Raw genomic sequence first — 13,227 nt, forward strand, 5'->3', positions numbered from 1 at the left:
GCTTTTATATTGATTAGCAGGCTTTTGAATGTCTGCTTCCTCTCTATACAGCTAGAATAAGGAACTAGAATCGAATCGTCAACCGCACGTTTCGACAAGGTTTGGAGAAAAATGACGGAATTTATTTTGTGTATCGATTGGCATAGCAAAATGCTGCGTATGAGTCGGGTTTTATTTTAGCTTCAATTCCCATAGCTGTGATCATTCCGGTCATTTCCTGGATCAGATCTTTTGTACTTCCTTTTTTGCCAATATCCAGATGGGCTTCAAAACGGAGGTCTGCCCCTTCCTCAGCAAACGGAAGAAGCAAATCCATCAGTTCTGTTAAAGGCCCCTCAAGGATGTCTGCACATACCTTTTGGCTAAACGCTGTCTCTAATGAAATTTTTTCTCTAAGGCTTTGCACAGGTCTGCTGATCACTTGTTGCGTGAGGCAGCCCCAAGCCCCTTTGCCAATCCGGTGGAGATGAATTGCAGTCATAAATCTTGTGACATTTTGATTGACCTGAGAGTCCGTACCAATTGATAACACATAGGCGGATCTAGGGTCTTTTCGAATAAAGTCTTTCATTCTCATGACGACATCAGAAAACGCTAAATGATCTTCAGAAAGATTGTAGTAAAAAGAATCACTCACAGAAAGGAACTCCTTTTTAATGGTCTCTTATCCGAAATATGCGCTGAATGATCATCTTCCATTTGTACACTGCGCCAATCATGACACATGTATATTGCCGCAAATAAACGAAGGAATCCTTAGAAAAAACATTTCATACGATTCAGCTTAGGATTGTAAAAGCTCAAAAATCTCAATCGAAATCATATCAATGTTGTCAAATGGGAAAGTATTTGGCTTATCCCCTTGTTGAAAAACAGTCAATTCAAACGTTTGATTCTTTTCGAAATACTTAACACTACAGATTTTCTCACCGTTCACTTCGAAATAACGCTGTGCCGGTTCGTTTGCAGCTTCTGCTGTCTCTTGAAGACTTTGCAGCCTTGTAATGATACCCATTAATTGTGACATTCTAAAAAAAGACTCCTTTCAAAAAAACAACTCAAGATGAACCCGTATTGATTATACACAAGTCCTACAAAGCATCATACCATAAAGTGTTCTCAGATGATATTTTTCCTCTTGAATTCAAAAAAAGAAAAAGAATCTGTTTTTTTAGTTTGAGTCTTTTTTCTAATCTCATGCACCATGTTTTTATAAACCCGCAGATCTCATCAGACGTTTGGCAATTTCGTCAAAATCCTCTTTGGAAATGCCTGGGGCAAACTCTTCCGGTAATTCTCTATAATCTGGCACAGGTGCTCCTTGCGGGGTGCCCTCAATCACTGTGAGCGGTTTTCCATCAATCGGATGACTGCCTTTCCAAATCTTATTAATGTCCTTGTAATCCGTATCACTAAATGTATACAGCTTTGTATGAACATTTTGATCTTCAAATTTCCTCGCTGAATCAAAGTATTTGTTGTCGAGGTTTGGGATTGGTAGCATCTTTCCTACATCTACACCTGTGGCTACCTCAAGCGCCTTTGCATATGCCACAACATGCACTCCGCCCCTGACGAGTAAATAACCGATCATCTCTCTTGCTGTAGGATGATCTGTCATTTCATATACGCGCATTTTGTGCGTACGTGCTCCGCATTCTAGGAAGAAATTATGAAGGAGGTCAAGAATCAGGTTTCCGCTTGAGAACACATTCTCCCCGGTCCAAGGTTTTGCCATGGAATCAAACGGATAGCCTGTTTGAGCCGTTTGAATAAAATGCTGTGTATTTCGTTTATCGACAGCCGCTTTCATCGGTGTCGTATCTGGATCTCCGCCATGGGTGGTCCCTGTAATCATGAGATTCACAGCTGTGGTCACAAGTTCTACATGACCGAATTCTTCAGCCGTAATACTGGATACGAGGTCATAAAACGGTTTGAGTTTTCGTTTTCCTCGAAAGTTAAAGGATTGAAACATGTAATTATTTAATGTGGACATTTCACCGAATTTTCCGCCGAGTAATTCTTGCACAGCAGCAGCACCATTTGCATCTGGGTGATCTGGTCTTGGCAAATCAATCAGCAGCCGCTTGTCACGTTTGATCATGACGTTCCCTCCTACCGTCTAACTGTCATCACTTAAGATGTATGGAAGGATTGGGCTGTCCTATGCATGAGGCAAAGATGAAAAGCACAAAAAAAACTTGGCGGGGGTAGCGCCAAGTTTTTTGGATCTTGATCTGATAGAGGGGTTGGGGAACAGAGAGTAGCTTCTCTCTATAACTAAATGATAATGATTATCAGTTTCATTGTCAACCATTTTTTATTTCTTTTTTTCAATCAAAAAAAGCAGCCCAAAAGGCTGCTCAAATTGTTAATAAATGGATAATATAATCTTCACACTGTGATTTTAAATTAATCCATCTTGCTCATATAAATAGGCATACGGAAGATCTATAAATAAATACATATCTCCCTCTAACGGGTAAGAAAACGTACGTATCCTCTCACCAGTTTCTAAATCGCTGTAAATATCACTGAAAAATCCTTTCCCGCTCATTCTCATTTGGAGAATATTTGCTAGGAAATAAGGACGCCAGCTCCAGTTTTTCTCGATATATTCAGGCTGGAACAACCATTCTTTTTCTTTTTTAAACACATTTCCAGTGATTTGAAAGCCTTCTTCATTACACATATAAATCCGAAAGCTGCAATCCGTTAATTCTAATGCCAGCTTTTGGATGAGTTCATCATTTGTAGTGCATGATTTTTTTAAGGTCGTGACAGCTTGGTGAATTCGTTTATAAAATGTTTCAGAATGTTCGTAGACAGTTTGTAGTTTCTTTTTCTCATGCGCAATAAATTGCTGGAATTCTTCCCTCAGCTGATCTTTTCGTTTATTGCGGTCGATTAATTCCGCCGCCGGCTCGTGAAGATAGAACCCTTGAAAGTATCTGCCGCCATTTCTCCAAGCATATTGCAGCTGAAAATTTGCTTCAATGTCTTCATAAATTAAAGCCGCCCCTATTTTTCTCGCAAGCAATGAAATGCTGTACAAGACATATTCATAGGAAGGAGAAGGAGCCGATGCCCTTAATGCGTGTAAATCTATTTTTAATAGATCGGGTGAGAGCAAGGCAATCCGGTCAAGATTGCTGCTTTCTTTTCCGATATTCGAAATGGCGATTTTAATACCATATGTACGAAAATACGTTAACGTATGGTAAAGCTGTTCAATATCGCCGCTAAACGTATGCTCTGTAAATTCGATAACAAACCGATTAAGCTGAATGCCCCTTGCTTCATATTGCTTCAAGAGTTCTAAAAAGCTTTCACCATGATCAAGCATCAGGATATTGGCATCATGATTAATAAAAATGAGCAAATCATCATCTGCTGTTGTGAAAAGATCGAGTGCTTGCGTCAGTACTTTATGATCTACTTCCACTTTATATTCGTCAGGAATAGATGAATCCGTAAAGAAGGAGCCTAGGCTAACTGTTTCAGACTCGAGCTTCATTCTTCCTAAAACCTCATAGCCTATCACTTTTTGCTCTTCCGCACTGAATATCGCTTGATAGTGCGGGAAAACATCTTCAATATTCGTTAAAATATCCAATGGATCGACCATTTTCATCACCTGCTTCTCTCTTTGTGTGATTATAACACATCAAAAGCAGGTCTTACATCGTCATTCAAAATGGGGATTGGTTGAGCCATTGCCCCCCATCCATTGTGATACAATCTCCATTTATATAAGACGCTTGTTCAGATAATAAAAAGCTTGCAAGCTTTGCAATTTCCTCTGGTGTACCAAGTCTGCCAAGTGGAACACTATCTACTGTTCTTTGCGCTGCCTCTTCCGATTCCCATAGTTTATCCGCACCACCTGTTCTCTCGATTGGACCTGGCGCGATGGCATTAACGCGAATTCGATATTGCTTACCCCATTCCACTGCAAGCGTTCGAGTGAGAGATAAAACACCGGCCTTTGCTGCCGCTGAATGCGCCACACCTACACCAGCACCCCATGCATAGGTTGCCACCATATTGACCATACTTCCCCTTTTCTTTTGACGAATCCAGTAATTGCCCACTGCATGACTGCAAAAAAATGTTCCATTTAATACAATATCAATGACAGCCTTCCAGCCGTTAGGAGATAGTTTTTCTGCTGGAACTAAAAAGTTTCCTGCAGCATTGTTAATCAGAGCGTCCACATCTCCAAATGTATCTACCGCAAACTTGACCATTTGATCGGCATCCTCTGGGTTTCGTACATCCATTTGGAAGTAAGCGATCGAGCCGCCATTTTGTTTTATTTCATTTGCTACCTTTTCTAACGTTTCTTCTGTTCTTCCAGTAATCACGACATTCCAGCCTTCATGTGCCAAATGGACAGCCATCGCCTTCCCCATTCCGCTTGATCCCCCTGTGACAATCACTGTTTGTTTCGTCATTTGTTCTCCCCCTCTGTGGTTTTGAATGACTATTCATTCATTATTTTCTATCATATCATGATTGACCCTAGATGCACCATATGGGAGATTCTTTAAATATGATGCTATACTTAATTTTATTTATAAAGGAGTCTTATATGAAGCAACTTTCTCGGAGACAGTTTTTAAAAGGAGCAGCTGGCGCGAGCATTCTCGGTTTTTTAGCTACAACATGTGGATACGGATATGCCAGATACATCGAACCACGCATGATCGATACCGTGTCAATGACCATTCGGGATGCTCAGCTTCCAGCTTCATTTGACCAGTTTAAAATTGCTCAATTTAGTGATGTTCATTTAAGTGATACATTTCCTGCGAAGGAATTAGAATCAGTAGTCCAGCAAATCAACGCTGAGTCTCCAGACCTCATTGTGTTCACAGGTGATCTCGTTGATTTTCAAGCATCGATTGAAGAGCATGAAAAAGCGAAAGCCTATTTGACTGAGCTCCATGCCCCGTTTGGTAAGCTCGCGATATGCGGTAATCATGACTACGGACCATTTGGCATTGATCTTTATGAGAATACGATGAAAGATTGCGGCTTTACAATATGTAAAAATGATGTGTTTCCATTAGAAAAAGAAGGGGCGCATATTCAGATTGCTACAATGGATGACCTGATGATGAGTGTGCCGGACTATGACCTGATTAAGCGAGAAGTATCATCTGATTTATTTACCTTGCTGCTCGTACATGAGCCTGATGCAGCATTGGAGCTGGATACAACCCCCATTAACTTGCAGCTTTCTGGACATACCCATGGCGGACAGGTGCAGCTTCCTTTCTACGGACCCATTCTCACAGCACCTTTTGGCCATACATATGTGGAAGGTTTATACGGAAGTTATCAGCACCGAATCTATGTCAACCGCGGACTTGGGACAACAAGACTGCCGCTTCGATTTTTAGCCAAACCTGAATTAACCTTTTTCACCCTCTCTTCTCGCATTTAGACAGAAGCCAAACCGCTTCTTTTTGCATATAGATAATCAAAGATCTTTCTCATGACAAATGTTAGGAGAAACCTTCCTTAGCCTGATTCCGTCCATATATAGATTGAGTGACAGGCATCATGGCTTCTTTTATTTGAGCAAAAGGAGTGTCCTTTGGTGCTGCGATATACGGTAAAACGCGGAGAAACGCTTGCTTCTATAGCGCTTGATTTTCGAACAACAACAGAAGATTTAAAGGCTGCAAACCCTTCACTGCAAGGCCGAGAGCCGTTACAAAATGAGGTCATTATCATTCCTGGTCTGCCCGATCCTAATACGATCCCTTACCGCATCTCTGTTTCGATCTCAAGCAAACGTCTCGTCTTGTTTTCTGGATCAGAGCTGATTCGGTCTTATCCGATTGCAACAGGAAGAATTTTAAATATGACACCGACAGGTTCTTATTATATTGTGAACAGACAGCCAAACCCAGGAGGTCCCTTTGGCGCCTATTGGCTAAGCCTCTCGAAAGTTCATTACGGCATCCACGGTACGAATAACCCGTCTTCAATTGGTAAAGCTGTGTCTAGGGGATGCATTCGTATGTATAATCAGAATGTCATCGAACTTGCTTCAATCGTTCCAAATGGAACACCTGTGACCATTAGCCAGTAGGAGAAATCAATTGTATGAATGCTTAAAATTTTATATGATATAAAGTGGGATCTTCAGGTTAAGGAGCGTATTTATGGATATTTTTAAAAACAGAAATTTTGTTCGTCTCTTTTTTGCAGCACTTGCTTCGCAAATGGGGACAACAGTAGGCAATATGGCGTTTGCCTTTTATTTGCTCGATCATTTTAGTCATCAGCCCGCCTATGCCACATTAGCAGAGCTCATGTATTCACTTCCAACGATCTTTGTCTTTTTTATGGTCGGTGTCGTAGCAGATCGTTTTGATCGTAAAAAAGTCGCAGAGAATTGCGATTGGATACGGGCTGGGCTGACGATTGTTTTATTCATTGTTATTTATTTCAATTCACTACCTCTTATTTTCTTGATCTTGTTTATACGAAGTGCCATTACGAAGTTCTTCTATCCAGCTGAAGCCTCTCTCGTTCAGGCGATTTTAAATAAAGATCAATATGCAAAAGCCGCTGGCTTAAATCAAATGCTGTTTAGTTTATTCATGGTATTTGGTGTTGGAATCGGTGCGATTATGTATAAGACAATTGGACTTCACGGTGCCATTACCATTGATTTGATCAGTTTTATTGTGTCAGGCATCCTGATTCGTACATGTAACATTCCAATTGAAGCACGTCAGCCAAATGGACAAGCAGGCTGGAGAGGCATGACCATTAAAACGTCTCTAAAAGATTTTAAAGAAGGCATTCTTTACATTATAAAAAATAAATTATTGGCTTCTTTAATTTTTGGCTTTTTTGTTTTCGGTCTAGTCAATGGCGCATTTGCTGTACTTCCGATGTTTACAATGAAATATGGCCTTTCACCGGACCATTTTGAACTGCATACATCATTCTTTACAATCGCGATCGGTGCCGGTCTACTTGTTGGCAGCTTAATGGGCTCTGTTCTCGCTAAAAAAGTAAAGATGCAATATCTCATGTCACTTCCAATTTTGGTTGCAGGCATTCTGATTTTTGTACTTGGTTCCACCCATACACTATGGTTGTTTTACGTCACATCGTTTGTCATTGGTACATGTATTGGCCCAGTCAACATTGTCATTGGCGGCTGGCTGCCGAGAATCGTCCACCCTCGTCTGATGGGACGTGTGTCAGGCTGGGTTGACCCACTTACCATGTTTGCTCAATCCATGACATTAGGTTTGATTGCGGTACTATTTCCAAAACTCATTACAAACGTTTCTTATATTTATTACGGAATGGGCGTTATTATTTTACTCGTTTTCCTTTTTTACTTCTTTACACTGCCAAAGTTCAGCAGAGAAGCTAACGACTTAGACGTGCAGCGTGAACTAAAAGGTCAGGGAGCGCAATAAATGAAGCAAAAAGGACTTTCTTCTATAGAAAGTCCTTTTTGCATGACTGAAACACAAACGGCACTTATTTTTTCTGCTCATCGAAATGATTGGAAGCAAAGGATGAATCGAACGATCATCTATCACGTACACAATGCCTCCAACGACAAGTGCGACCAATAAAGGAGTTAACATATCTTTCAATCTAAACAGTCCTGTCTGTTCTCATTAACTTTGATCTTATAACATATTTTTCTTTTTATGAAATAAAAGGAATGTGTATAAAATTGCAATATTTTTAATAAAAAATCTTTACATCTTTGGAAGTTTTATAGTAGTATAGTCAGGTTGGAGGTGAGGGGTATGCTAAAAAGTTATTATTTTATTCATACAAAAGATGATCAAGGTCAATATGTTGTACATACAGAAGATTGTGCATTTTTAGGTGATGCTTCAAGCCGTAAATTGATTGGTCTGCACATGAGTGGCGAGAGCGCCATTGATGAAGCTAAACAAATGACGAATGAAACTGATTTTAATGGTTGCTTCTACTGCGCTTATTCAAGTCATAAGAAATAGACCATGTGATTAAACCATATGTTCGGGCATGTTGTCTGGCATATGGTAAATTTTCAGGCGCAACATGAATACAAATTGAGAAACTACCCATTTATTTAAATAGGTAGTTATCACGAACTAATAGTTCACTTCATATATATTTCACCCAGTCAATTCTTCTTGCAATGAAAATCTCTCTTTGAACACCCTTCCTTCTCATTTTTTTGGCTGATATAATGCCATGAATAAAATCATGTATACAATACAAGCTGTCCCAGCCCATTGAAAAAAACCAAATGGCTCCTTTAACCAAAAAACAGTCGTGACAACTGCCGCAAGGGGCTCGACACTTCCAATTAAGCTTGACTCTTTCGGTGATAAATATTGCAAGCTTTCTATGTAAAACCAAAAAGCGATCATTGTACCAAATATGATAACAAACAATAAATAAACATACGCTTCAACAGGTAAATGCGAAAGATTTATCTTCCATGGCGGATGGACTAAGCTAAGGGCAGCTCCCCCAATCAGCATCGCCCAGCCGACAACGACTAAAGAATCAAATTCTTTTAACAGATTGATTGGATATAGCGTATAAAACGAAAGCGCTACAGCAGACAGTATTCCCCAAACCACTGCGACAAATGGAACGGTTAATGTTGAAACAGAACCATTCGTCAATAAGAGAAACATGCCCATGAACGCCAATGACACCGTCAGCATATCTCTTTTGGTAAAAGTAGATTGGCGGCGAAGTACTAAATACATGATAATCATAACAGGGGCCGTATACTGCAGAAGCGTCGCCACAGCTGCATTCCCAAGTTGAATGGATGCCATATAAGTATATTGAACAGCTAGCATGCCCATTACTCCAAATATAAGGACTTGCATAGCCGTCCTCTTCTTTTTCCACACACCAATTAGTTGCGTTCGTTCTTTTGTCATGAAATGAACAAATAAAAGCAGTCCACCTGAAATAAGCAGCCTGACAGTAACAAGCCAATTGACATAAATCCCATATTGCTGAAACAATTTTTGTGAAACAGTTCCTCCTACTCCCCAACAGATGGCACCAATCAGCACAAGCAAAATTCCCTTATTTCTATCCATTTCGTTCTCCTCAACTCTCAAACAATCATGATAATATAGTTGATAGTAGTTCACTTTGTTACATATTGATATATCAATTGAACATAAAAATAAAAGAATATTGAGGAGAACCATGAACAACCATCATTTTCTTATTGACTACAATTTGAAAGAATTAACGGAGCATTCTACTACGACCTGGTCTATCGCTCTTTATCATACGAAAATTTGTGATCATAGAAGCGGCCACATCCCTCTTCACTGGCATGACGAATTTCAATTTGTTTTTATTTTAGAGGGGGAAGCTGAATTTCACATCAATGAAGAGACGATATGTTTGAAGGAAGGAGATGGCGTATTCATCAATAGTGGCTGCCTGCATATGGCAAAAGATGCGAATGGGACAACTTGTACATATCTTTGTCTAAACGTTTCCCCACATTTCATCACAGCCAATGAATTATTTACCACTTTCGTTCATCCTTATATGCATGCGAGACAGACACCTTATATTTTATTGAACCGAAAAGACCACTGGCCAAATCATATCTATCAATGTATTCAAACCATTCAGCGATTAATTGATGAGACTCCAGCATATTATGAGCTTGAACTCAATATTCAACTCATCACCATGTGGAAATGTTTATTACAAAATGGCTTTCAAATAAAATATGATGCACGGCAGCATGATAAAAATGAACGGATGAAACCTATGCTGAATTGGATTCACCAGCATTATCACGAAAAGGTGCTTCTTCAAGATATCGCTCGAGCAGGTCAGCTAAGCCGATCTGAATGCTGCAGATACTTCAAAGATATTCTAAAGAAGACACCTCTTCATTATGTGAATGAATATAGAGTTCAACAAAGTCTCATCCTGCTTCAAGAAACAGACTTCAATATAACCGAAATTGCTTACAAAGTCGGCTTCAACAGCACAAGTTATTTTATTAGTATGTTTAAAAGAATAAAAAATACGACACCTTTAGCATATAGAAAATTAAAAGCGCCGCATTCTTTGTAACTGAAACAGATTGAAGAAAAATCATGATGGATAGATACTAGTGTCTTTGCACACCATTCTGTCATTTTTATATACAAACACGTTTTAGAACCGTCATGAATGGCTATTGTAAATAAGAACAATGGAAATCCTATCGCTTTTTAAAATAAGTCTATTTGCAATTTACTAATAAAAACGTATAATTTATACTAAGCACAGGAAGACGAAAGACAAAGGAGAGAAAAAATGGACGATTATGCTCATACTAAAGACATAGAACCTACAGCAGAAAACATCGCAAAAGCCATTTATACTGTTAACCGCCATGCTAAAACCGCACCAAATCCCAAGTTTCTTTATCTTTTGAAAAAACGTGCGCTGCAAAAACTATTGCAAGAAGGTAAAGGAAGAAAAGTGGGCCTACATTTCTCTAACAATCCCAAATATAGTCAACAACAGTCCGACGTGCTGATTGAAATTGGAGATTATTATTTTCACCTGCCACCAACCAAAGAAGACTTCGAATTTTTGCCACACTTAGGAAATTTAAATCAATCATATCGCAATCCGAAAGCGAATATGTCATTAAACCGAGCAAAGCAACTGCTTCAAACGTATGTCGGTTTAAAAGAAAAACCTACCGCCACAAAACAAAAATCACATTATACAAAGCCCGTCTTCAAACGACTCGGGGAAAGTTATTTTTAAACAAAAAACCACTCATGACGAGTGGTTTTTCCTTTAGATAATAAAGTGATCGACTTTTTCAATCAGCTGATGAATTTCTGGTTTACTAATTTGATCATCTGCACCAATTGTTTCCCCTTTATGGCGCAAATCTTCAGTGATTAACGAAGAGAAGATAAGAATCGGTATGGAACTTGTTAAAGGATTTTCCTTCAACAGTTTCGTTAATCGGTGACCATCCATTTTAGGCATTTCAATATCTGTAATAATCATATCAATTTCTTCTGTCACAGTAATTCCTTTGCTGACAAGGTCCATGACGTGGTCATATGCCTGTTTCCCGTCTTCAAAGGTCACAATGTTTTTATAGCCTGCTTCGGTTAATTCATTTGTTAATAAACGCATGAGAAGCGGAGAGTCTTCAACGACATAAAGCTTCTTCCCTGTTCTTCTCTCGTCTTTCTCACCGTCAAACATATGATACGTTTCTACTCCAGAAGCGGATTCAATATCATAAATGATTTTCTCATAATCTGGAAGGAAAACCATTTTCTCATCAAGCTTAATGATACCGGTTAAATGACGTTCCATCCCTTGATTGAGTGCAGTTGGCTTTTCAATCTCTTCCCAGCTGACGCGGTGAATTTGTGATACCGTTCCTGTATGGAACACAAATTTCCGTTGGTTGAATTCAGTCACAATATATTTCTCTTGTTCTGACTGATCTGACTCGACATTAAAAAAGGAAAATAGATTGATGACTGGTAAAATCTCGCCTCGTAAACTAATCATCCCTTCTACATCTTGATGAGAGTGCGGTACTGCCGTCACCTCAACCGGCTGGATGATTTCTCTTACTTTCATGACGTTAATGCCGAATTGATTTGAACCAATTTCAAACTTCACAATTTCCAATTCATTGGTACCAGAGTCAAGTAAAATTTCTTGTTTGTTTAAAGCCACGGAAATCCCTCTATTCTTCAATATAAGATTGTACTTTTTATATCGGCAGCATAGGTAAAAAGTTGACGTTTCTTTACGCTTTCTCTCGTACGAATTGATGAATCACAAGTCCTATCGCTGCAAGAATAAGTAAAGACCCTAGCGCCAGGCGGCTTGCGAGGTTTCCATGCTCTGCAAACAGCAGAGTGACTGACCCATAAATGATGGGTCCAATAATGGAAGACACCTTCCCTGAGAATGCGAAGAGACCAAAAAACTGTCCTCTCTTTTCCTTCGGTGTCAGCTCAATAATCAATATTCGTGATGCCCCCCAGCTTGCGCCGAGTGAAATACCGAATAAACTGCCAGCCACCCAGAAGATCCATTCCGTTGTGGCTGTGACAGCCAGAATCAGGGCAACGATCAAAATCACATACACGACTGTAATCGAGCGCTTTGCCCCAATCGCTTTTGTGATATATCCAAATAAAAAGGAGCCAATGATACTTGAAATGGTCGACACAAGATAAAGCAGAATAAATTGTCCAGCGGTAAAGCCAATGATGATTTTGGCATACACCGCCATCATCGCAATCGCTGTCTGCAGGGCATCATTCATAAAAAAGAAAGCAATCATAAAGATAAAAGCCGGCTTGTAATGTTTCATCTCTTTAAACGTGCGAATAATTTCTTTATACCCGCTGAAAAATGACGCCTTTTTCTCTTGCTGCGGCAGTGGATGAGTGTCTTTTACAAAAAAGAGAAATGGCAGGAAAAAGAGAAAGAATAATAGTGCTGTCGGAATAAATGCTTCATGAAATTGGTCATTGCCAACAAGTAAATAAACTGTGAGACCAACAAGTGTCCCTAAATAACCAACGGCAATGCCAAATCCAGAAATAAGCGGTATTTCATCCTTTGTCCCAAGATCGGGCAGGATGGTGTCATAAAACACCAGGCTCGAGTGATAGAAGAATTTTGCAATCACAAACAAGGTGACCACTACTAATAAAGAGACAGGCAGCCCAAACCATTCGCTTGAGAAATCAATCCCAGCAAAGATCCCCATCAAAAATGTACAAGCTATACATATTAGAGTAAACACTGTGATATAGCGCTTCTTTTTTCCTGTACGATCGATCAGGACTCCGTATAATGGTGTGAAAATGACGAGAAAAAAACTGGCTAGTGCGTTTGCATAAGAAATAAATGTACTAGCGATCTGATCCATTCTCGCACTGTCTCCGATTGTTTCCTGCAAGTAGAACGGGAAGAAAATGGTGATCATATTCGATGAAAATATCGTATTTGCAAAGTCATACAATGCCCAGGCCAAAATGGGTGCTGTCAAAAACAGCCCGAAGCCTGCCCCTTTTTTCTGCATGGTCTTTTTCCCTGTTTTCAATCGTTTGTCTCCCTTCCCTGCCTGATTTTTCACTATCATTCTATTTTATGTCATACGTCCCTCTTCCATACAAGCAATCTATACAAAAAGCACCTCTT

General features: G+C 39.5%; 14 protein-coding genes. 6 read left to right on the forward strand and 8 right to left on the reverse strand.

From position 1 onward, the window contains the following. Window positions 1-121: 121 nt before the first annotated feature. The 5 genes from MHH40_RS03680 to fadH form a co-directional block, all read right to left on the reverse strand. The gene (locus MHH40_RS03680; RefSeq protein ID WP_003212504.1) at window positions 122-637 is read right to left on the reverse strand and encodes a ribonuclease H-like YkuK family protein; all 516 of its coding nucleotides are present in this window, start codon (window positions 635-637) and stop codon (window positions 122-124) included. Between the two features lie 147 nt (window positions 638-784). Continuing rightward, on the reverse strand, window positions 785-1,027 hold the full coding sequence (locus MHH40_RS03685; protein ID WP_003212254.1) for a YkuJ family protein: 243 nt from the start codon (window positions 1,025-1,027) through the stop codon (window positions 785-787). Window positions 1,028-1,210: 183 nt separating this feature from the next. Then, a complete protein-coding gene (locus MHH40_RS03690) occupies window positions 1,211-2,107 on the reverse strand; it encodes a manganese catalase family protein (RefSeq protein ID WP_003210823.1) in 897 nt (298 codons plus the stop codon). Between the two features lie 303 nt (window positions 2,108-2,410). Next, window positions 2,411-3,631 (reverse strand): EAL domain-containing protein, encoded by a 1,221-nt coding sequence (locus MHH40_RS03695; RefSeq protein WP_050945469.1) that lies wholly within the window; start codon window positions 3,629-3,631, stop codon window positions 2,411-2,413. 64 nt (window positions 3,632-3,695) lie between these two features. After that, window positions 3,696-4,460 (reverse strand): 2,4-dienoyl-CoA reductase, encoded by a 765-nt coding sequence (gene fadH / locus MHH40_RS03700; RefSeq protein ID WP_003211125.1) that lies wholly within the window; start codon window positions 4,458-4,460, stop codon window positions 3,696-3,698. A gap of 137 nt (window positions 4,461-4,597) precedes the next feature. Here fadH and MHH40_RS03705 point away from each other — a divergent pair, with 137 nt between their 5' ends. From MHH40_RS03705 to MHH40_RS03720, 4 genes are all read left to right on the forward strand, one after another. After that, window positions 4,598-5,455, forward strand: a complete 858-nt coding sequence (locus MHH40_RS03705) for a metallophosphoesterase (RefSeq protein ID WP_050945144.1) — start codon at window positions 4,598-4,600, stop codon at window positions 5,453-5,455. Window positions 5,456-5,611: 156 nt separating this feature from the next. Further along, window positions 5,612-6,109, forward strand: coding sequence for a L,D-transpeptidase family protein (locus MHH40_RS03710; protein ID WP_050945145.1), 498 nt, complete (start codon window positions 5,612-5,614; stop codon window positions 6,107-6,109). A gap of 73 nt (window positions 6,110-6,182) precedes the next feature. After that, entirely contained in the window at window positions 6,183-7,460 is a 1,278-nt protein-coding gene (locus tag MHH40_RS03715; RefSeq protein ID WP_050945146.1) for an MFS transporter, read from the forward strand. A gap of 342 nt (window positions 7,461-7,802) precedes the next feature. Continuing rightward, window positions 7,803-8,018, forward strand: coding sequence for a hypothetical protein (locus MHH40_RS03720; protein WP_050945147.1), 216 nt, complete (start codon window positions 7,803-7,805; stop codon window positions 8,016-8,018). A 195-nt stretch (window positions 8,019-8,213) separates the two neighbouring features. Here MHH40_RS03720 and MHH40_RS03725 read toward each other — a convergent pair whose 3' ends face one another. Next, a complete protein-coding gene (locus MHH40_RS03725; RefSeq protein ID WP_050945148.1) occupies window positions 8,214-9,110 on the reverse strand; it encodes a DMT family transporter in 897 nt (298 codons plus the stop codon). Window positions 9,111-9,222: 112 nt separating this feature from the next. Between MHH40_RS03725 and MHH40_RS03730 the strand changes: the two genes are divergently transcribed. Further along, on the forward strand, window positions 9,223-10,116 hold the full coding sequence (locus MHH40_RS03730; RefSeq protein WP_050945149.1) for an AraC family transcriptional regulator: 894 nt from the start codon (window positions 9,223-9,225) through the stop codon (window positions 10,114-10,116). 225 nt (window positions 10,117-10,341) lie between these two features. Continuing rightward, the gene (locus tag MHH40_RS03735; RefSeq protein ID WP_012009774.1) at window positions 10,342-10,803 is read left to right on the forward strand and encodes a YkyB family protein; all 462 of its coding nucleotides are present in this window, start codon (window positions 10,342-10,344) and stop codon (window positions 10,801-10,803) included. 33 nt (window positions 10,804-10,836) lie between these two features. Here MHH40_RS03735 and MHH40_RS03740 read toward each other — a convergent pair whose 3' ends face one another. Both MHH40_RS03740 and MHH40_RS03745 read right to left on the reverse strand, forming a co-directional pair. After that, window positions 10,837-11,745 (reverse strand): chemotaxis protein, encoded by a 909-nt coding sequence (locus tag MHH40_RS03740; protein ID WP_003212225.1) that lies wholly within the window; start codon window positions 11,743-11,745, stop codon window positions 10,837-10,839. A 73-nt stretch (window positions 11,746-11,818) separates the two neighbouring features. Then, complete coding sequence (locus MHH40_RS03745) at window positions 11,819-13,129, reverse strand: MFS transporter (protein ID WP_050945470.1); 1,311 nt, start codon at window positions 13,127-13,129, stop codon at window positions 11,819-11,821. Window positions 13,130-13,227: the final 98 nt, after the last annotated feature.

Source organism: Bacillus sp. FSL K6-2431 (assembly GCF_038005165.1).
GTDB classification, from domain to species: Bacteria; Bacillota; Bacilli; order Bacillales; family Bacillaceae; genus Bacillus; species Bacillus pumilus.